Origin of the sequence: Candidatus Ichthyocystis sparus, from assembly GCF_900078745.1 — a bacterium.
Lineage (GTDB): Bacteria > Pseudomonadota > Gammaproteobacteria > Burkholderiales > 2013Ark19i > Ichthyocystis > Ichthyocystis sparus.
The window spans coordinates 49,807-71,614 of record NZ_FKII01000055.1 but is presented as its reverse complement, the minus strand read 5'-3'; the positions used below and the strand labels follow the sequence as shown (position 1 = coordinate 71,614).

General features: G+C 41.3%; 8 protein-coding genes, 1 tRNA gene and 3 pseudogenes. 5 read left to right on the top strand and 7 right to left on the bottom strand.

Annotation, left to right across the window (positions count from 1 at the left end; all coding sequences use genetic code 11):
* Positions 1-41: 41 nt before the first annotated feature.
* Positions 42-134, bottom strand: a pseudogene (locus tag A6733_RS09920) (thioredoxin-disulfide reductase); the annotation flags it as partial.
* Between the two features lie 854 nt (positions 135-988).
* Here A6733_RS09920 and A6733_RS05565 point away from each other — a divergent pair.
* Together A6733_RS05565 and rlmB are read left to right on the top strand one after the other, a co-directional pair.
* A complete protein-coding gene (locus A6733_RS05565) occupies positions 989-3,100 on the top strand; it encodes a hypothetical protein (RefSeq protein ID WP_092460612.1) in 2,112 nt (703 codons plus the stop codon).
* Positions 3,101-3,728: 628 nt separating this feature from the next.
* The gene (gene rlmB, locus A6733_RS05555; protein ID WP_092403611.1) at positions 3,729-4,469 is read left to right on the top strand and encodes a 23S rRNA (guanosine(2251)-2'-O)-methyltransferase RlmB; all 741 of its coding nucleotides are present in this window, start codon (positions 3,729-3,731) and stop codon (positions 4,467-4,469) included.
* Here the strand turns inward: rlmB and nadE are convergent.
* The 4 genes from nadE to A6733_RS05535 form a co-directional block, all read right to left on the bottom strand.
* The gene (nadE, locus tag A6733_RS05550) at positions 4,429-6,063 is read right to left on the bottom strand and encodes an NAD(+) synthase (RefSeq protein ID WP_092460610.1); all 1,635 of its coding nucleotides are present in this window, start codon (positions 6,061-6,063) and stop codon (positions 4,429-4,431) included. The genes rlmB and nadE overlap by 41 nt on opposite strands.
* Positions 6,023-6,106 (bottom strand) — tRNA-Leu (locus A6733_RS05545). Before A6733_RS05545 ends, nadE begins: the two co-directional genes overlap by 41 nt.
* 21 nt (positions 6,107-6,127) lie before the next feature.
* Positions 6,128-6,316 (bottom strand): Smr/MutS family protein, encoded by a 189-nt coding sequence (locus A6733_RS09875; protein WP_369332828.1) that lies wholly within the window; start codon positions 6,314-6,316, stop codon positions 6,128-6,130.
* Positions 6,317-6,392: 76 nt separating this feature from the next.
* Positions 6,393-6,605 (bottom strand): hypothetical protein, encoded by a 213-nt coding sequence (locus tag A6733_RS05535; protein WP_092403673.1) that lies wholly within the window; start codon positions 6,603-6,605, stop codon positions 6,393-6,395.
* A gap of 808 nt (positions 6,606-7,413) precedes the next feature.
* Between A6733_RS05535 and A6733_RS05530 the strand changes: the two genes are divergently transcribed.
* On the top strand, positions 7,414-13,353 hold the full coding sequence (locus tag A6733_RS05530) for a hypothetical protein (RefSeq protein WP_141663465.1): 5,940 nt from the start codon (positions 7,414-7,416) through the stop codon (positions 13,351-13,353).
* A gap of 611 nt (positions 13,354-13,964) precedes the next feature.
* Here A6733_RS05530 and A6733_RS08370 read toward each other — a convergent pair.
* A pseudogene (locus A6733_RS08370) lies at positions 13,965-14,109 on the bottom strand (thioredoxin-disulfide reductase); the annotation flags it as partial.
* Between the two features lie 833 nt (positions 14,110-14,942).
* Between A6733_RS08370 and A6733_RS05525 the strand changes: the two are divergent.
* Positions 14,943-17,396: a hypothetical protein gene (locus A6733_RS05525; RefSeq protein ID WP_092460605.1), complete on the top strand. Its 2,454-nt coding sequence runs from the start codon at positions 14,943-14,945 to the stop codon at positions 17,394-17,396.
* Between the two features lie 626 nt (positions 17,397-18,022).
* Here A6733_RS05525 and A6733_RS08365 read toward each other — a convergent pair.
* Positions 18,023-18,167 (bottom strand): annotated as a pseudogene (locus A6733_RS08365) (thioredoxin-disulfide reductase); the annotation flags it as partial.
* Positions 18,168-18,666: 499 nt separating this feature from the next.
* Here A6733_RS08365 and A6733_RS05515 point away from each other — a divergent pair.
* Positions 18,667-21,525 (top strand): hypothetical protein, encoded by a 2,859-nt coding sequence (locus tag A6733_RS05515; RefSeq protein ID WP_092460603.1) that lies wholly within the window; start codon positions 18,667-18,669, stop codon positions 21,523-21,525.
* Positions 21,526-21,808: the final 283 nt, after the last annotated feature.

The window sequence follows — 21,808 nt, the reverse complement described above, 5'->3', positions numbered from 1 at the left end:
AACGAATTGGCGTGAGTATTGTGTTGGGTTATTATTCAATAACATGTGGCGCACGTAGACACTCTTTTCCCACCAAAAGCCTGCTCAGATGATAGTCCTAAATATTTTGCGTTGGCACCAGTTGCTGTAATTAAATTAATTGCATGTAGTTAACTACATGTAGTATTGGATCCTTCAATACGGAATCGTGATGTCATTTCACCAAGATATGATTTTTCTATATTGTCAAATACAATCTTAGTGTCAAAGCGTCCCGCGTGTTTTTTGAATCTCTCCATTAGCTCTGGTTATTTGTAGAATTATGTAAAGCCCTAATTGTCCCATTATTTGTTACTTTACGTGATATAGGTAATACCTAGGGTTTATACTATTGTTCAATAATTCCTAGGGAGTCCGGTGCCTACCCTGGTTTAAGTAGACTTTTTTGTTGCTACTTTGCACTTGTTTTGCACAGGTAATTTGTGTGTCACTTTGATATTATAGGGCGATGTGATTAACGGTTAGTTTGTTTACTGCTTGTATTGGGTGCTTTATTGTTTCTTTGCAATGTACTCTAGGAGGTGTTTTTTTGTTGTGTGAGGAACCAACATTTATTGGTCGGGTTTCTGCCTAAATACTCCCCATGCTCTGATGATGGTTGCACTTGGTGAGAAGACAGATTCACTTTACGCTGTTTTGTTTGGTGGTTTGGTGCTATGAGAGTTATGGTAGATCGTAAGATTGTCTATGTCAGATCAGGAGGTTTTTTTAGGGGGGAATAGATTGGAATAACTGGATGTTTTTAAATTAATTATATGTAAGCTATTATGTTTTATGAGAGGTATTTTTCGCCTTTATCATTTACTTGTGAGCTGTTACCTTCGGTATATGCCTATCTTCTGTAATGTTGGTTTATTTGTTTATGCCAGGATGTGAGAATGGTTAAGTTTTTAGAATAATAAATGAGAACGAAGAATAATAAATTTAGACTATAATGGAAGGTGGTGTCGTGTATTCCGTATCCGCGACCGATGGTGCTGCTTCCAGCGGTGTCCCAGAGAGTGAAGAGGATAATGGTGACAATGATAAAGGTGAAGAGATCACTGTACAGGGTGATATTCCCGGGGGCGGTTTGCAGCAAGTTGGGTCTCCTGCTGCTTTAACTGCCACTACTTCAACTGCTGCTGCTGTAGGCGAGGGGGTGAGTGCCAAGAGTAGAGGTAAAGCCTCTGCCAAAAAACGTGGCACTTCTACTACTGTTTCTTCTTCGCTTACTACTCTTGATCCGGGTATTTTGAGTTCACTGGGTGTTACGTTATCTCCCGAGGGTGTTCAGGTGATTGCGAGTCTTTTTTTTAAAATTGGTGAATTCGCTAGAGGTGTTTATAGGTCTATGCTAGACAAACAGCTTCCGTCAAGCGTGAGTGACAAACTTTCAGTAACTGGGCGGGCTATTTGGTACTATACCTATAGTACAATGTGTAAAGATTTTTTTATGTCTAGGTGCATTAGTGAGTACCACGCTAGTCATCGCCCTGGCTTTGTACGAGCTCTTCCTAGCATTCAAGTGGTATCTGATTCTTCTGGCCATAGTGCATTCTCATTAGCTGGTGAGAATTTGCTAAGTTTTTTATCTAATCTAGATGGCGCTATCCATAGTGAGTTGGAGTCTATTTTTAACTCTTGCTTTAGTGATGTTTCAGTTTCTCTTGAAGAGGAGTCCTTGAGTGATGTTAGTTGTGAAGATTTTGTAGATGTCCTGAATGTTGCTGGTGTTCCTAAAAAAGTATTACTATCGACAGAGCTATTGGGTTCCCGCGTGAAAGTAGGGAAAAAAAGCGCGGTATTTCCTGCAGACAATGTTTTTCCTGCTCATGTTGAGACAACAAGGGTCATTCGTGCTCCTGTTTGGGTGCCTCCTTTTGCTAATGCTTACGAATTAAGTCTGTTGTCTTCTGCTAGAAATTCTCGTGCTGGAACTTCTTCTGACCAAGTTGCAGCAGAAGGACTCGCGGGTGATGTTCCTGTCTCTACTCATGTTGAGACAAGGGCTGTTTGCGCTCCTGTTTTGGTGCTTCCTTCTGCTGGTGATGATACTCCATCTTATTCCGCAGTTTCGATTCCTTCATATCTTGAATGTGCTGATTCGCTGGGTGTTGAGTTACATCCTGATAGCGTTCCACTAATTCATAATTTCTTTCGTAGAGTTCGTTTATCTATTGAAATGTCTTTTTTGGGATCGATTCGCAAATACATTTCAACTGCTATGAGTAGCGTACTTTCGGTTATTGGGCGATTTGTTTGGTTCACAACCTACAGGGAACAGCATCTGTATAATTTTATTTCTAGGTGTTTGGTTTTGTATCATTACAAATACCGTCCTGATTTTATACGTACTCTTCCTGATATTAGAGTATTGTCAGATTCCTCTGATCTTGGGCTTCAATTAAGTGGAGGTAGTTTAGTAAGTTTTTTATCTAGATTAGATCTTGTTGTTCGTGATCTAATTAGTTGTGTATTTAACTCGCAGTGGGGTATAGAAGTTGATAAAGTTTGTTCTGAAATAGGAGATGGTTCATTGGATGGTTTTGGTTGTGAAGATTTAATTTATGTTCTCGATATCGCTGGTGTTCCTGAATCAGTACTCTCGGTCTCCCAAAGACGTAAGGAAAGTGCAAAAAAACGTAAAGAAAGTGCAAAAAGACGTAGAGAAGGAACACCAGGAAGTAGTAGTTGTAAAATTACAAGTGAGGGTACGGCTTCGGTGGGAGGTATTGAAGGTCATTCGTTGCTATCACAGGAGAGTTATGATCGGTCTCCTTCTAGATCACCTGCTATTACTGTTTCTGCTTTTGTGGTGTCACCTGAGGATACTGGGTCTTATTTGCCTGCTCCTCCTACTGTTACTGGTCTTGGCCCTGTTTCTGTGTCAACTGTTTTTGGCGAATCTTCTTCGAATATTAGTGATGATGTTTTAGACTCGGCTGTGGAAGGTGCTGCTTCTAGTTTAGACGTTTTGGAAGGTGAATCACTTTCTCCTCTATCTTTATCTTTATCTTTATCTTCACTTCTATCTGAATCAGTATTGGATGCTGATATTTTCTCTTACTCTTCAGAGTAGTTTGTATTGGTTAGAGAAGTTGAATAGGTTGGGGAGGGTGTTGTTCTGCGTCGGAGGTTTTGTTAGTAGGTGAATCAACTTCTATATTCTCATCTGAGTGATTAATGATGGCGATCACTGTTCCTTCTTCTGTTTCTGTTCTGCTATTGGAGACTACGTTACTACAGTATCTAGTGGTGGCCATTTTAGAGGGTAAGTTTTGTTGCAACAGCAGGACATGTACTGTCATGTATGTGTCAGAGGTTTCGCATAAATCCTGTGTAAGAAATTGCAAGATTTTTGAGGTTGTTTATTGTTAGTGTAATGACTAAAGTCGGTGCATGGTTTAAATATGCATGAAGGACCGCCAGGGCTTTATATCATACCTTACAGCTCATAGCCCTTAATTCTTTTCCATTAGTTTGTATTCTCAGATTATCTCAAAATATTAATGTCAAGTAAAGTACGTAATTTTGTGATCTATTTATATTAAATGTATTGATTAATTTTTTTTATTCTGTTCTGTTAATATTTTTCTGTGTTATGCAATGACTTTATATTAATTAAATATATGTATTTGTCTTATTTGTTATTTCTCTCACCTGTGATATGTTTTCCTTATTTATAATCTACTCGGAAAATATAGAATATGGTACGGTTTTTGATGGGCTTTCATGTGACCAATATGCTGTTGGATAGAGATCCTGATAGAATCCAAAGAGCTTATTTCTTATCCTCACGTTCTGATCCTAGAATGCACGGTGTGTTGAAGAAATTAGAGCATAATCGTATTCCTCGTGTTGGCTGTGATGGAGCTTATTTATCTAAGTTAGTTGCCGATTCTAACCACCAAGGTATTGTGTTGGAAGTTTTGCCCTTACCACCGTATGATCTTGATGATGTTTTGGCCAATTCCACTAGGCCTTTGTTATTGGTTCTAGATGGTGTGACTGATCCACACAATTTAGGTTCGTGCTTGCGTGTGGCTGATGCCACCGGAGTTACAGCTGTTATTGTGCCCAAAAATAAAAGTTCTGGTTTAACTAGTGTTGCAGTAAAGTCTTCATCCGGTGCTAGTGAATTTATTAAATTAATACACGTAACCAATTTGGCACGTACTATAAAAATGATGAGAGAAGATTTTGATATAGATGTGGTTGGCACCTCAGATGATGTTGGCTCAGACTTATGGGAATGGCACCCAGAAAATTTGACTTCCGGAGTTGCGGTGGTTTTGGGTTCCGAGGGGCGCGGCATGAGACGCTTAACCAGAGAAGGATGCTCCAGAATGGTGAGAATCCCTATGCATGGTTTTGTCTCTAGTTTAAATGTTTCTGTGGCCTCAGGAGTTATTCTGTATTACGTCCAGCAATGTTTGGCCAGTAAGTAGGCCAAGGCCATGTAGGAGAACAACAGTACCTTTTAGATAATATTGGTCCAAGAGGGAGTTGTCTCCTTTTATACTCGCTTTGGTGAAATTTACCAACAACATCCATGCATTCCTGTTCAGGAATATCATCTGGGTACGACCCAGTTTCAATATATGTTCGTATTATAGTATCCAGCTTTTCGTACTCTGGTAGGCTGCAAGTATCCATTTGGTTGTAACGAAGCTCAGCCGATGGTTCCTTGTTTATAATTCTCTCCGATATCAAGCCTTTAACGTTTCTATACCATCTAGCAAGTAAATATACTTCGGTTTTAAATAAATCACTTATTAAAGCAATTCCACCTATGCTATCACCATAAAGAGTACAGTAACCAACTGATATTTCAGATTTATTGCTGGTGTTTATTACCAGAGCATTATATTTGTTGGAGTATGCCATTATAATTTGAGCACGTATCCTAGCCTGCAAATTTTCATGAGCAATTCCACTGGTAATGTTCATACACGATTCGTATTGCTTTAATATTGGTTCTATTGATATAGTCGTAGTGGTACATCCCACCTTTTGTGTTAGCTCTTGTGCGTCAGCAATGCTAGAACTGCTGTTGAAGCGCGATGGTAAAATTAACCCGTGACAGTTGTTCGGACCCAAAGCATCAGCAGCTATACATAGTGCAACACTGGAGTCAACACCTCCGGATACCCCCAACACTATCTTTGAGAATCTGTGTTGCCTACAGTAATTGGATAGGGCGGCTCTCAGAGCTGCTACAGTTTCCTCTTCATCTGATAAGAAAGATGGTGATATTGATTGCGGTAGTATTCTCTCTTTTTCTATTTTCAGAATTTGAATATCTTCCTTAAATGACGGAAAGCGAAACGCACACTCGCCATTAGGGTTATATCCAGAAGAACTACCTTCAAAAACAAAGCTATCCTGTCCTCCTATGCCATTTATATGCACGAACGGAGTCATGGTTTGCTTTGCTAAATTTTTTGCTACATCCCTGATTCTATGATCTCGTAAAAATGGGCAAGTTCTAATCAATATGGCCAGATCACAATTTTTTGCCTCCTCTGCTTCCTCTTCCTCCATCATGAATAGAATATTTAATCCATTCCACATAATGGGGGATGATGGTGAATTGCTGGACTTAAAATAATACGACCTGTGCATAATGTCTGAGCTATCGTAATGTCGTTGATAAATCGTATGTATTATCTTGCCTTTACCAATAACAACGGATGCGTTCTCCTTGCTAGGAAGTGGTACCCCTACCGTTACAGCTATATCTTCCGGTAGAGAGCTGCAAAGCCAATCAATACTCCTCTGACAAGCAAGCAAAAAGGAACTTTGGAGCATAGCGTTGTTTGGAGGACATCCACACAAAGACAGTTCAGGAGTTACCAGCACAGAAACCCCACGCTTCCTAGCATTTATCGCCAAGGATAATATTTTCTGTGCGCGTTCGTTTATGTCAACCACGCCGTTGTCGATTTGTGCTAATGATAAATAAAACAAGCACGTGCTCCACTTGTTTGCTGCTAATATGTGCCCAAGAAGGGACTCGAACCCCCACAGTGTTTCCACCACTAGGACCTGAACCTAGCGCGTCTACCAATTCCGCCACCTGGGCCATTGGTAAGACTGGATGATATCAACTAAGCTTTTTAGCGGCAATGCCTACTTTTTTTATAAGAACTAACGTGGCGCCAGATTCTCCCGTATTTTGTGGTGCGGAACAAAACGCCAAGACAGAATGAGAGTTAATCTTTAGTCCATGCCTTACCATCGTACGTAATACAGAAATTCCATTTCTACCACGTCCATGTATTATTGTAAGTATTGTTGATTTTTCATGAATGATTCCATTTTTTGAGCCGCTTCAACACACGTTAGACCATGCAAATCTATAGCCTGTTCTACAGGCCAGCGTTCTTCCTACGAGGTTCTTTTAGAGTCTTTATAGACACATCCTTAGCACGAAAATCAGAGGTATCGTCTTCGTATAAGTGTTCTGACTGGAAGACGTGACCAATTATATTTTCCTCATCGGCAGCATTATCGTCCTTGTTTTTGAAATACAATGGCTCTGGATTAGAAGAGGGTGACAGGTTAGCTCTTGCAGCGTACACCGCAGCTATATACCAAGAGTGACCTGATCCAGGATTTGCTATTTAAAATTTTTTCGTTGTCCTCTGCATTTTTTTCTCCATGATTTTTACTTTTCCCTATAAAATTTACTACTTGTAGGGCTATAGAAAACCCTAATTGTCCCGTTTTTTGTTGTTTAATATAGGCAATACTTGGGGTTTATACTATTGTTCAATACCTCCTAGGGAGTCGAGCCTAGTGCCTACCCTGGTTTAAGTACACTTTTTTGTTGCTACTTTGCACTTGTTTTGCACAGGTAATTTGTGTGTCACTTTGATATTATAGGGCGATGTGATTAACGTTTAGTTTGTTTACTGCTTGTATTGGGCGCTTTATTGTTTCTTTGCAATGTACTCTAGGAGGTGTTTTTTTGTTGTGTGAGGAACCAACATTTATTGGTCGGGTTTATGCCTAAATACTCCCCATACTCTGATGATGGTTGCACTTGGTGAGAAAACAGATTCACTTTACGCTGTTTTGTTTGGTGGTTTGGTGCTATGAGAGTTATGGTAGATCGTAAGATTGTCTATGTCAGATCAGGAGGTTTTTTTAGGGGGAATAGATGGGAATAACTGGATGTTTTTAAATTAATTATATGTAAGCTATTATGTTTTATGGGAGGTATTTTTCGCCTTTATCATTTACTTGTGAGTTGCATACCTTCAGTGTATGCCTCTCTTCTGTAATGTTGGTTTGTTTGTTTGTGCCGGGATGTGAGAATGGTTAAGTTTTAGAATAATAAATGAGAACGAAGAATAATAAATTTAGACTATAATGGAGGGTGGTGTCTTGTATCCCGTATCCGCGACCGGTGGTGCTGCTTCCAGCGGTGTCCCAGAGAGTGAAGATAGTGGTGACAATAATAAAGGTGAAGAGGTCACTGTACAGGGTGATATTCCCGGGGGCGGTTTGCAGCAAGTTGAGTCTCCTGCTGCTTTAACTGCCACTACTTCAACTGCTGCTGCTGCTGTAGGCGAGGGGGTTAGTACCAAGAAGGGTAGGGGTAAGGCTCCTGCCAAAAAGCGTGGTGCGTCTGCTGCTTCTTCAGCCCCTTTAGCCCCTGCTGTTGGTCCGGATGTTTTGACTGCATTGGGTGTTACTCTATCTCCTGAGAGTGTTCAGATAATTTCGAATCTCTTTTTTAGAATTGGTGGATTAGCTAGGCGTTTTTACGCTAGCATGGCGGGCAGACAACTTCCATCAAGCGTGAGTGGCAAACTTTCATTGACTGAGCGAGCTATTTGGTGTGGCACTTACAGGGAAATGTGTGAAGATGTTTTTGTATCCATGTGCATTTGTGAGTACCATGCCGAGCATCGCCCCGATCTTGTACGTGCTCTTCCTGAAGTTAAAGTATTATCGGATTCTCCTGAGCCTGTTGCGGTGCCATTAGCCTGCGGTGGTGGTTTGCTAGATTTTTTATTGAGACTAGATTGTGCTGTTCGTAGCAGGGTGGAGTCTATTTTTAGATCTTGTTGGAATGAAGTTTCTGTTTCTCTGGAAGGGGAAGCATTGAATGGTGTTAGTTGTGGAGATTTCATAAGTGTCCTTGACAATGCCGGTATTCCTGAAGTGGCGTTATCGATAACGGTAACAAATTCTGCTCTAGCAAGGGAAATAAGTAGAGGCACGATTAAACTTACGGAATCAGGGGTTATTACTGCTCCAGATCGTATGCCATCTCCGTCTCATCCTGAAGATGGATCTTCCAGTGATGAGTCTTCTTCTGGTCCAATTGCAGCGGGGAGACGTACTGGTAGTGATAATGTTTCGGTTTCTGCTGAGGCAAATATCGTTCGTGCTCCTATTTGGACACCACCTATTCTTGAAGGGGATGATGTTTTAACTTATTCTTCTTCTTTACGACCTCCCAGATTGAATCTACCGTCTACTGTTAGACATCATGGTGCTGAACCTTCTTCTGATAGAAGTGTTGTTCGTGCTCCTGTTTGGACACCACCTGTTCTTGAAAGTGGTGATACTCTAACTTCTTCTACAGTTTCGGTTCCTTCATATCTTGAATGTACTGCTTTGCTGGGTGTTGAGTTACATCCTGATAGTGTCAGGCTACTTCATGAACTATTTCGTAATATTCGTAGATCTTTCATGGCGTCTTTCCCAAGATCGGTTAGCGATCATATCTCAAGTACTGTGTTTAGTGAACTTCCAGCCATTGATCGGGTTGTTTGGTTCAGAACTTATAGGGAACTGCATCTGTCTAGTTTTATGTCTAGGTGTTTTTGTGTATATCATTCCAGATACCGTCCTAGTTTTATGCGCTCTATTGCTGATATTAGAGTGTTACCAGGTTCCTCTGGTAGTGATTTAATGCCATTAAGTGGAGTTAGCTTAGTAGACTTTTTGTCGAGACTAGATTGTGTTGTTCGTGATCTGATAAAGGCTATATTTAGCTTAAGGTGGGATGTGGAAGCTAATAAAGCTAGTTCTGAACTAGGATGTGTATCATTGAGTAATGTTAGTTATGAAGATCTCATTAGATTGCTTGATGTTGATTCTGTTTTTGCACCAGCATTTTCAATTGTCCGAAAATACATGATAGATGAAAGCGAGACATTAGTAAGTAGTAGTGAAGTTACAAGTGAAGGTACGGCTTCAGGGTCTAATATTATAGCTCATGAACCATTGCCTAAACGCCGTCTTAGATCTATGAAGCAATTAGGTTCTTCGTCGCTATTAGAGGGTCCTGATTCTACTTCTGATAAATCTTCTTCGAGTATTCTTGAAGATGTTTCAGTATCTACTGTGGAAGATACTGTGTCTGGTGTGAGGGTTTTAGAAGAATCTGCATCTGCACCTATATCTTCTCCTGCATCTCCTGCACCTGTACCTATACCTTCGCCTCTGTCTGAGTCGATGGTAACTGCTGTTGTTGATATTTTATCTGCTTCTGTAATTGGTGGTGATGTTCATAGTGGTGTCTCAGATAGCGAAAATGGTGGTAGTAATAAAGAGGAAGAGGGCGCTGTGCAGAGTAGTAGTATTCCTGCTGGTGACATGCAGCAAGTTGAGGCTTATCATACTACTACTGTACCGTCTGAAGGTTCTGAATCTGTCGAATCTTCTTCTAGTAGTAGTGTTGATGCTTCGGTCTCTACTGCGGAAGGTACTGCGTCTGGTGTGATGGTTTTAGAAGAATTTGCATCTACGCCTATATCATCTCCTGCATCTCCTGCATCTCCTGCACCTGTACCTATATCTGAGTCTATGGTAGCTGCCGTTGATATTTCCTATGCTGCTCTATCTGCTGAAGAATCTACTGCTGGAGCATTATCTATGGGTACTGAATCTTCTTCGCCTCTTATTATTGTTGAGCCCATCCCTGAAAGACTTGTGTCGCAAAGGTGTGTTATAAGCAGAAGCAGGATATTAGAAAGTAGTGGTAGGTGTGCTGAGGGTATGGGTTCAGGAATTCGTACTTTTTTGGTCGCCTCTCCTCCACGACTTCAGTTTCAGCATGAATTATCTTCTCAGCCTCGGCCTGAATCTTCTCTTCCTTCTGTTGCTGTGTCAGTTACTATATCACCTGAAGGTTCTGGATCTGTCGAGTCTTCTTCTGGTAGTAGTGTTGATGTTTTAGTCTCTACTGAGGAAGGTATTTCTTATGGTGATGGAGTTTTAGAAGAATCTGCACTTTCGCCTGCACCTACTTCACCTCTATCTGAGTTGAGGGTGGCTGCTGTTGATATTTTCTCTGCTTCTGTAACTGGTGCTGCTGTTTATAGTGATGTCTCAGATGGCGAAGATGGTGGTAGTAAAGATAGTTTGCAGCAAGTTGAGGCTCCTGCTGCTGCTACTTCAACTGCTGCTGCTACTACTTCAACTGCTGCTGCTACTGTGGTGGGCAAGGGGGTGAGTACCGGTGGTAAAGGTAAGGCTCCTGCCAAAAAGCGTGATACTGCTGCTGTTGTTTCTTCTTCAGCTGTTACTACTTCAACTGCTGCTACTACTGTGGTGGGCAAGGGGGTGAGTACCGGTGGTAAAGGTAAGGCTCCTGCCAAAAAGCGTGATACTGCTGTTGTTGTTTCTTCTTCAGCTGCTGCTACTTCAACTACTTCTACTTTTATTGGTAAGGGAGTAAGTACTAAGGGTAGAGGTAGAGGTAAGGACTCTGCCCAAAAATGTGGCACTTCTGCTGCTGTTCCTTCTTCGGTTGCCACTCTTAGTCCGGATATTTTGAGTTCACTGGGTGTTATGCTATCTCCCGAGAGTATTCAGATGATTACAAATATTTTTTTTGAAGTGGGTGAATTCGCTAGAAGTCTTTATGAGATGATAGTAAAAAAACAGTTCCCACCAAGAGTGAGTAATAGGCTTTCAGTGACTGGGCGAGCTATTTGGCGCAGTACTTATAATCCAATGTGTAGAGATTTTTTTGTATCTAGGTGTTTTGGTGAGTACCATGCTAATCATCGCCCTGGGTTTATAAGAGCTCTTCCCAGAATTCAAGTGGTATCTGATTCTTCTGACCGTAGTTCATTGCCATTAACTGGGGATAGTTTGCTAAGTTTTTTATCGAATCTAGATAGTGCTATCCGTAGCGAGTTGGAGTCTATTTTTGACTCTTGCTTGGGTGAGGTTTCTGTTTCTCTGGAAGGTGAGTCCTTGAGTGCTGTTAGTTGTGAAGATTTTGTAGATGTCCTGAATATTGCCGGTACTCCTGGGGCAGCACGATCGGTAGTGATATTAGGTTCCTACGTGGAAAAAAAACGCGATATTCCTACACATAGATCTCAGATTCCTACACATAGACCTCTTTATGTTCCGGCAATAAGACACATGAGTGGTGGTAATGTTCCTGTTCCCACTCGTGTTTGGCCTCTTGTGCCTCCTATTTTTGGATATAGACCTGATTATGCTCCTGTTGTATCAGGACCCACTCATGGTTGGCCTCCTGTTTTTGGATATAGGCCTGGTTATGCTCCTGTTGTAGCAGTAAGGCACATGGGTGGTGATAATGTTCCTGTTCCCACTCGTGTTTGGCCTCTTGTGCCTCCTATTTTTGGATATAGACCTGATTATGCTCCTGTTGTATCAGGAAGACACATGGGTGGTTATAATGTTCCTGTGCCCACTCATGGTTGGCCTCCTGTTTTTGGATATAGGCCTGGTTATGCTCCTGTTGTATCAGGAAGACACATGGGTGGTTATAATGTTCCTGTTCCCACTCGTGTTTGGCCTCATGTTTTTGGATATAGACCTGGTTATGCTCCTGTTGTGCCAGGAAGACACATGGGTGGTGATAGTGTTCCTGTTCCCACTCATGTTTGGCCTTCTGTGCTTCCTAGACCCGATTATGCTCCTGTTGTAGCAGGAAGAGGGCACATGGGTGGTGATAGTGTTCCTATTCCCACTCATGTTAGTACAAGTACTGTTCCAGTTTCAGCAGGGAGGCAGATAGGTGGCGGTAATGTTTCTGTTCCCGCTCAGACAGGTACTGCCCCAGTTGCAGCAAAAAGGCGCAGGGGTGTTGGTAATGTTCCTGTTCCTACTCATGTTGATACAAGAACTGTTCATGCTGCTGTTTGGATGCCTCCTCCTGTTAATTCTTCAGAATTGAGTTTGCTATCTTCTGTTGGAGATTCTCGTGGTGGACCCTCTTCTGATCCAATTGGAGATTCTCGTGATGGACCCTCTTCTGACCCAATTGGAGATTCTCGTGGTGGACACTCTTCTGATCCAATTTATGTTGAAGATGATACTCCGTCTTCTTCTACAGTTTCAATTCCCCCAAGTGTTCAATATGCTGATCCCCCATATTTTCAATATGCTGATTCGCTGGGTGTTGAGTTACATCCTGATAGCGTTATATTAATTCGTGATTTCTTCTTTAGTAGCTTTTATGTATCTGTTACACGATCTTTCTCGAAATCGATTCGCAGTTACATCTCAAATGCTATGGGTAGTGGGCTTTCGATTATTGGGCGATCTATTTGGTTTACAACCTATAGGGAGTTGTATCTATATAACTTTATTTCTAGGTGTTTGGGTACGTATCATTGCAACTACCGTCCTGACTTTATACGTGGTCTTGCTAATGTTCGATTGTTATCACCTTCCTCTGATCTTGGGCTTCAATTAAGTGGAGGTAGTTTAGTAAGTTTTTTATCTAGATTAGATCATGTTGTTCGTAATCTAATTAGTGATGTGTTTAACTCGCGGTGGGCTGCGGAAGTTGATAGAGCTTGTTCTGGACTAGAAGATGGGTCATTGGATGATGTTAGTTATGAAGATTTAACTTATGTTCTCGATACCGCTGGTGTTCCTGAATCAGCACTCTCAGTCTACCAAAGACGTAGGGAACTTGTAAGAAGACGTAGAGAAGAAACACCAGGAAGTAGTAGTAGAATTACAAGTAGAGGTATGGCTTCGGGAGATGATATTGCAGGTCGTTCAGTATTAGATGCTGATGTTTCCTCTTCCTCTTCCTCTTCCTCTTCCTCTTCGGAGTCGTTTGAATTGGTTAGAGAAGTTGAATCAATTGGGGAAGGTGTTGTTTCTGAGCTGGATGTTTTATTAGTAGGTGAGTCAACTCCTGTATCCTCATCTGAGCAACCAATAGTGATTGCTGCTGAGGATGTGGATATTGGAGTGAGATTGGCAGAATTGCTGAATCGAGAGCCGCCACCTTCACCACCGTCTGCTGGTGAATCGAGCGAATTTATGAGAGGTGATGGAGATGGTGGACGTAAAAGAAAAAGAAATGAGTAGTTTGTGAGAATTGATCTTACTTACACCATTAGTGTTAAATGATCTTATACGTTTGCTGTCTGCAGGGGCATTTTTGTGCGGTAAATTAAATATCCATCTTTGTTTCTTCTGCGCGCCTGTACGTGGTCCGAGTTTTTTCTTATGTTAAGTTTTGCAACTTTTTTACTGTTACTTAATCAGAATATTTCATATATGCGATAATTGGGTTATCTTTTTTTGTAAGTAAGTATCAAGTAAAACACACAATTATAGAGCTATATACTCATATAATATTTTCTGTGCGCGTTTGTTTATATCAACCACGCCGTTGTCAATTTTTGCCAATGATAAATAAAACAAGCATGTGCCCTACTTGTTTGCCACTAATTTTTTAGGCCGCTTCAACACACGTCAAATTATTCAAATAATTACATCCCGTTCTACAGGCCAGCGTTTTTCCTACTAAGTTCTTTTAGAGTATTTATAGACACATCCTTAGCACGAAAATCAGAGGCATCGTCTTCGTATAAGTGTTCTCACTGGAAGACGTGGTCAACTATATTTTCATCATCGGCAGCATTATCGTCCTTGTTTTTGAAGTACAATGGCTCTGGTCCAGTTGTTCTCTAGTAATCAATTGGCCAATTATCTACTTCTGTCGTTGTCATTAGCCGCCCACCAGACACCATTCCAGTTATTAGAAGAGGGCGACAGGTTAGCTCTTGCAGCGTACACCGCAGCTATGTACCAAGAGGGATCTGATCCAAGATTTGATATCTACAATTTTTTTCGTCCACTGCATTTTTCTCTATAATTTTTCCTTTTTCCTATAAAAAAATTGAAATTGACTATCTGTATAGTCACGTAAAATCCTAGTTATCCCTTTTTTATTGCGGAATATAGGTAATACCTGGGATTTATACTATTTTGGCTGATTTTGTGTCAACAGTATCACTTTTAAGTACACTTTTTTGTCCCTTCCTTGCACTTATTTTGCTCAGATAATTTGTGTGTCACTTTGATATTATCAAGCAATGTTATTTCTGCCGTTTCTAAGAGTGATCTAGCCGTACGAGTTATCAAGTTCAGTTGTTTTCCTCTTTGGACTCTGGGTAGTTGTCACTGTTGTTGATGTATGCAGTCTACGTCAATGCTCCTCGTACTCAGATGATGGTCGCATTTGGTGAGAAAACAGGTTCACTTTACGCTATTTTGTTTGGTGGTTTGGTGATATGAGCGCTGTGATAGACAGTGGGATTGTTTGTGCTTAGCTCAGGTAATTTTTTGGGTGGGATGAGAACAACTGGATGTAAATATTTTTTATTTAAATTGATTATATGCAAGCTATTGTGTCTGATTGGTAACGATCTGGTGGGTGGTGTTTTTTTCTTTTGTCATTGTACTGTGATTTGCTACCTTTAGTGATGTGTGTTTAGGTGAGGCAGCAAAAAAGGTGAGGCAGCAAAGCGCGACTTCGTTTGTTGGTGGTGCTGTGTGCTTTGTTCTGCTATTATTTATAACTTCTCTTCTGTAATGTTGGTGTTTGTGTTCATTATAGTATGTTAAAAGAATAAAGAATGATAAATCATGTAAGAAAGGCGGGGAGTGTAGTGTACCCTGTATACGCGGCTGTTGGTGCTGATTCTAGTGATGTCTCAGATAGGGAAAATGGTGTTAATAATAAAGAAGAGGAGGGTTCTTTACAGAGTATTATTCCTGTAGATGATTTGCATCAGCAAGTTGAGGCTCCTCCTGCTGCCACTATTTCTACTGCTGCTGCCACTGTGGTGGGCAAGGAGGTGAATACCAAGGGTAAAGGTAAGTCTTCTGCCAAAAATCGTGATACAGCTGCTGCTTTTTCAGCTACTGCTATTTCAACTACTTCTGCTTTTTTGGGTAAGGGAGTAAGTGTTAAGAGTAGAGGTAAGGCTTCTGCCAAAAAATGTGGCACTTCTGCTGTTGCTTCTTCTTCGGTTACCACTCTTGATCCGGATGTTTTGAGTTCACTGGGTGTTATGTTATCCCCTGAGAGCGTCCAGATGATTGCAAATCTTTTTTTTGAAATTGGTGAATTCGCTAGACGTGTTTATGAGACGATGGTAAAAAAACAGTTCCCATCGAGAATTATTGACAGACTTTCAATGACTGGGCGAGTTATCTGTTACAGCACTTATGGTCCAATGTGTAAAGATTTTTTTATATCTAGGTGTCTTGGTGAGTACCATGCTAGTCATCGCCCTGGATTCATACGAGCTCTTCCTGGTATTCAAGTATTATCTGATTCTTCTGACCATAGTGCATTGTCATTAACTGGGGATGATTTGCTAAACTTTTTATCGAATCTAGATGGTGCTATCCGTAGTCGGTTGGAGTCTATTTTTGACTCTCGCTTGAGTGAGATTTCTTTTTCTCTGGAAGTGGAATCCTTGAGTGCTGTTAGTTGTGGAGATTTTGTAGATGTCCTGAATGTTGCTGGTGTTCCTAAAGTGGTACGATCTCTAGTGCTATTAGGTTTCCGCGTGAAAAGAGAAGGAAAAAAACGCGGGATTGTTCCTACTCATGTTGAGACAAGAACTGTTCGTGCTACTGTTTGGATGCCTCCTGTTGTTCGTTCTTCAGAATTGAGTTTGTTATCTTCTGTTGGAAATTCTCGTGATGAACCTTCTTCTGATCCTATTTCTGCTGGAGATGATACTCCGTCTTCTATTGAGACAAGTACTGCTCCAGTTGCAGCAAAAAGACGCAGGTGTAGTGGAAATGTTCCTGTTCCTACTCATGTTGAGACAAGAACTGTTCGTGCTACTGTTTGGATGCCTCCTGTTGTTCATTCTTCAGAATTGAGTTTGTTATCTTCTGTTGGAAATTCTCGTGGTGGACCTCCTTCTGATCCTATTTCTGCTGGAGATGATATACCGTCTTCTTCTGCAGTTCCAATTTTTCTACATGTCCAACAATATGCTGATTCTCTGGGTGTTAAGTTACACTCCAATAGTATTCCACTAATTCGTAATTTCTTTCGTAGATTTTGTGTATCTGTTACACGATCTTTCTCTAAGTCGATTTGCAGTTACATCTCAACCGCTATGGATAGTGGGCTTTCGATTATTGGGAGATCTATTTGGTTAAAAACCTATAGAGAACTGTATCTATATAGTTTTATTTCTAGGTGTTTGGGTATGTATCATTGCAATTACCGTCCTGACTTTATACGTGGTCTTGCTAATATTAGAGTATTATCGGATTCCCCTGGTACTGGGCTTCAATTAAGTGGAGGTGGTTTAGTAAGTTTTTTATCTAGATTCGATCATGTTGTGCGTGATCTAATCAGTGATGTATTTAACTCGCGGTGGGGTGTGGAAGTTGATAAAGCTTGTTCTGAACTAGAAAATGGGTCATTGGATGATGTTACTTATGAAGGTTTAATTTATGTCCTCGATACCGCTGGTGTGCCTGAATCAGCATTCTCAGTCGATCAAAGACATAGAGAACGTATAAGGAGATGTACAGAAGGAACGCCAGGGAGTAGTAATAGAATTACAAGTGGAGATGCGGCTTCGGGAGCTGATGTTACAGGTCATTCGTTGCTATTACAGGAAAGTTGTGGTCGGTCTTATTCTTCTAGATCACCTGCTGCTGGTTCTGGTCCTGTTGCTGTATCAACTGTTTTTGGCGAGTCTTCTTCGAGTAGAGAAGTTGAATCAATTGGGGAAGGTGTTGTTTCTGCGATGGAGGTTTTATTAGTAGGTGAGTCAACTCCTGTATCCTCATCTGAGCAACCAATGGTGCCGGTCACTGCCCCTTCTTGCGTTTCTGCTGCTATCGGAGGCTCCGCCACTGCAGCAGCTAGTATTAATTATTTTAGGGGACCGAAAAAATCATTTATGATGCGGTCGGCTAGGGGACCTTTGGGGGTATCTATGAGTAGTGACGTCGCTTCACCTTCCTCTTCTACTGCACTTTCCTCTTCTGTTGCACCTGTAGATATTGGTAGTGTTCCGCTGGTAGCTGCTGCTACCAGTATTGCTGCTGAGGATGTGGATGTTGGAGCTAGGCGGCATTGCTGAATCGAGAGCTGCCACCTTCATCACCGTCTGCAGGTGAATCGAGAGGATCTATGAGAGGTGGTGTGTAAGGAAGTTAGTGTTAAATGGTTTTATGCGTTTGTTGTCTGCGTGGGGCGTTTTTTTGTGCGATAAATAAGTGCCCACCTTTGTTTCTTTTGTGTGCCTATACGTGCTCCGAGTTTTTTTGTTTATGTTAAGTTTTGCAATTGTTTTACTGTTGTTTTTTATAGATAATATTTTCCGTTTAGCATAAACATTTTTTAATGTTGCTTAGTTAGCATATTTCATATATGAGGTAATTAATTTCTCTTTTCTTGTCATGTATGTATCAGAAGTTTTACGTATATCCTGTGGAAGAAATTAGAGCATAACAAGGCTTTTCGTGTTGGCCAATGGGGCATTTATCTAATTTGGTTTCCTATCCTATAAGCCTGTTCTACAGGCCAGCCTCCCCTGCGAAGTTCTTTTAGTAGAGTCTTTAGACACATCCTTATCACGAAAATCGGAGGTATCGTCTTCGTATAAGTGTTCTGGCTGGAAAACGTGACCAATTATATTTTCCTCACCGGCAGCATCACCACCCTTGTTTTTGAAGTACAATGGCTCTGGTCCAGTTGTTCTCTCGTAATCAATTGGCCAATTATCTACTTCCGTCGTTGTTATTAGCCGTTCACCAGGCACCATTCCAGTTATTAGAAGAGGTGATGGGTTAGCTCTTGCAGCGTACACCGCAGCTATGTACCAAGAGGGACCTGATCCAAGATTTGCTATTTACAATTTTTTCGTTGTCCTCTGCATTTTTCTTTCTCCATGATTTTTACTTTTCTCTATAAAATTGACTACTAGATGTTTTTTTATTCTGAGAGGGACCAACATTTGTTAGTCGGGTTTCCGCCTCAACACTCCCCGTACTCGGATGATGGTTGCACTTGCTGAGAAAACAGATTCACTTTACGCTGTTTTGTTTTGTGCTATGAGAGCTATGGTAGATCGTGAGATCGTCTATGATCAGACCAGGTGATTTTCTGGTGAGAGATATGAATAACTGGATGTTTTTAAATTAATTATGTGCAAGCTATTATATCTGACAAGCGGTATTTTTCGCCTTTATCATTTACGTGTGAACTGCTATCTTTAGTGCGTACCTCTATTCTGTAGTGTTGGTGTGTGTGTTTACACTGGCCTGGATATTGCAATGAGTTTTGGAATAATAAATGAATAATAAGTAAGAATGAAGAATAATAAGTCTAAAACATGAGAAGGTGGTGTCGTGTATTCTGTATCCGCAGCCGGTGGTGTTTCTTCCAGTGATGTTCCAGAGAGTGGAGATGGTGGTGACAATAATGAAGAGGAAGAGGTCACTGTGCTGGCTTATATTCCTGGAGGCGGTTTGCAGCAAGCTGAGTTTCCTGCTGCTGCTTTAACTGCCACTACTTCAACTGCCACTACTTCAACTGCTACTGCTGCTGCTGTTTCTTCTTCGGTTGCAACTCTTAGTCCGGATGTTTTGAGTTCACTGGGTGTTATGCTATCTCCCGAGAGTATTCAGATGATTGCAAATATTTTTTTTGAAATGGGTGGATTCGCTAGAGGTCTTTATGGGATGGTGGTAAAGAAACAGTTCCCGTCAGGAGTGAATGAGAGGCTTTCAGTGACTGGGCGGGCTATTTGGCGTAGTACTTATAATCCAATGTGTAGAGATTTTTTTGTATCTAGGTGTCTTGGTGAGTACCATTCTGCTCATCGCCCTGGGTTTATACGATCTCTTCCCAGAATTCAAGTGGTATCTTGTTCTTCTGACCGTGGTTCATTGCCATTAACCGGGGATAGTTTGCTAAGTTTTTTATCGAATCTGGATAGTGCTATCCGTAGCGAGTTGGGGTCTATTTTTGACTCTTGCTTGGGTGAGGTTTCTGTTTCTCTGGAAGGTGAGTCCTTGAGTGCTGTTAGTTGTGAAGATTTTGTAGATGTCCTTAATATTGCTGGTGCTCCTGGAGCAGCACGATCGGTAGTACTATTAGGTTCTTACGTGGGAAAAGAAGTAAAAAAACGCGAGATTCCTACAAATAGACCTTATTATGCTCCGGTTGCAGCAGGAAGACACATGGGTGGTTATGGTGTTCCTGTTTCCACTCATGTTGGTACAAGTACTGTTCCAGTTTCAGTAGGGAGGCAGATAGGTGGCGGTAATGTTTCTGTTCCCGCTCATGTTGAGACAGGTACTGCCACAGTTGCAGCAAAAAGACGCAGGGGTGTTGATAGTGTTGCTGTTCCTACTCATGTTGATACAAGAACTGTTCATGCTTCTGTTTGGATGCCTCCTCGTGTTGATTTTTCAGGAGGTTCAGTTCCCCCATATGTTCAATATGCTGATTCACTGGGTTTTGAGTTACATCCTGATAGCGTTATACTAGTTCGTGATTTCTTTAGTAGCTTTTATGTGTCTGCTACACGATCTTTCTCGAGATCGATTCGCATTTACATCTCAACTGCTATGGGTAGTGGGCTTTCGATGGTTGGGCGATTTATTTGGTTTACAACCTATAGGGAGCTGTATCTATATAATTTTATTTCTAGGTGTTTGAGTATGTATCATTGCAATTACCGTCCTGACTTTATACGTGGTCTTGCTAATATTCGAGTGTTATCAGATTGCTCTAATATTGGGCTTCAATTAAGTGGAGGTAGTTTAGTAAGTTTTTTATCTAGATTAGATCTTATTGTTCGTGACCTAATTAGTTGTCTATTTAACTCGCAGTGGGGTATGGAAGTTGATAAAGCTTGTTTTGGACTAGAAAGTGGTTCGTTGAATGGTGTTACTTATGAAAGTTTAATTTATGTCCTCGATATTGCTGGTGTTCCTGAATCAGCATTCTCATTCGACCAAAGACGTAGAGAATGTATAAGAAGACGCAAAGAAGGAACACCAGAAAGTAGTAGTAGAATTACAAGTGTAGGTACTACTGATTTGGGAGGTGATATTGCAGGTCGTTCATTGCGATTACAGGAGAAATCAGCATTCTCAATCTACCAAAGACCCAGAGGAACACCAGGAGGAAGTAGTAGTAGAATTACCGGTGGAGGTACGGCTTCGGGGGCTGGTATTACAGGTTATTCGTTGCTATTACAGGAGAGATCGTCATTCTCAGTCTACCAAAGACTTAGAGAAGGAGTACCAGGTAGAATTACAAGTGGAGGTGCGGTTTCGGGAGCTGATATTACAGGTTGTTCGTTGCTATTACAGGAAATTTATGGTCGGTCTTATTCTTCTAGATTACCTGGTCCTGGTCCTGTATCGACTGTTTTTGGCGATTCTTCTTCGAATGTTGGTGGTGATGTTTTAGTCTCGACTGTGGGAGGTGCTGCTTCTAGTTTAGGAGTTTTAGAAGGTGAATCGTTTTCTCCTTTATCTTCATCTTCATCTTCATTTTTATCTGAATCAGTATTAGATGCTGATGTTTCCTCCTCCTCTTCGGAGTCGTTTGAATCGGTTAGAGAAGTTGAATCAATTGGGGGAGGTATTGTTTCTGCGCTGGATGTTTTATTAGTAGGTAAGTCAACTTCTGTATCCTCATCTGAGCGACCAATGGTGCCGACTGTCCCTTCTTCTGTTTCTGCTGCTGTTGGAGACTCCACTGCTGCAGCAGCTAGTATTAGTTATTTTAGGGGGCCGAAAAAATCATTTATGATGCGGTCAGCCAGGGTGGCTTTGGGGGTATCTACTAGTGGTGATGTTGCTGCTGCACCTTACTCTTCTACTGTACCTGTAGACGTTGGTAATGTTCCGAAGGTAGCTGCTGCTACCAGTATCACCGCTGAAGATGTGGTGGGTATTGGAGTGAGATTGGAGGCATCGCTGAATCGAGAGCTGCCATCTTTACCACCCTCTGCAGGTGAATCGGGATCTGCTGCTGTTGGAGATTCCACTGCTGCAGCAGCTAGTGTTAATTATTCTAGGGGGCCGAAAAAATCATTTATGATGCGGTCAGCCATGGGGGCTTTAGGGGTATCTACTAGTAGTGGTGTTGCTGCTGCACCTTACTCTTCTACTGTACCTGTAGATGTTGATAGTGTTCCGACGGTAGCTGCTGCTACCAGTATCACTGCTGAAGATGTGGGTATTGAGTGAGATTGGAGGCATCGCTGAATCGAGAGCTGCCATCTTCACCACCGTCTGCAGGTGAATCGAGAGGATCTATGAGAGGTGGTGTGTGTAAAAGAAAAAGAAGTTAGTGTCAAATTATGTTGAGCTTTGCAATTTTTTACTTTTTCATGGGTGATATTTTCTGTTTAGCATAAACATTTTTTAATGTTGCTTGATTAGAATATTTCATTTCATATATGCGGTAATTAGTTTCTCTTTTCTTGTCATGTATGTATCAGAAGTTTTACGTAAATCCTGTAGAGAAAAT

What these genes read in the sequence shown, in the direction of transcription:
- rlmB (WP_092403611.1), top strand. Translation starts at nt 3,729, where the DNA reads ATGGTACGGTTTTTGATGGGCTTTCATGTGACCAATATGCTGTTGGAT.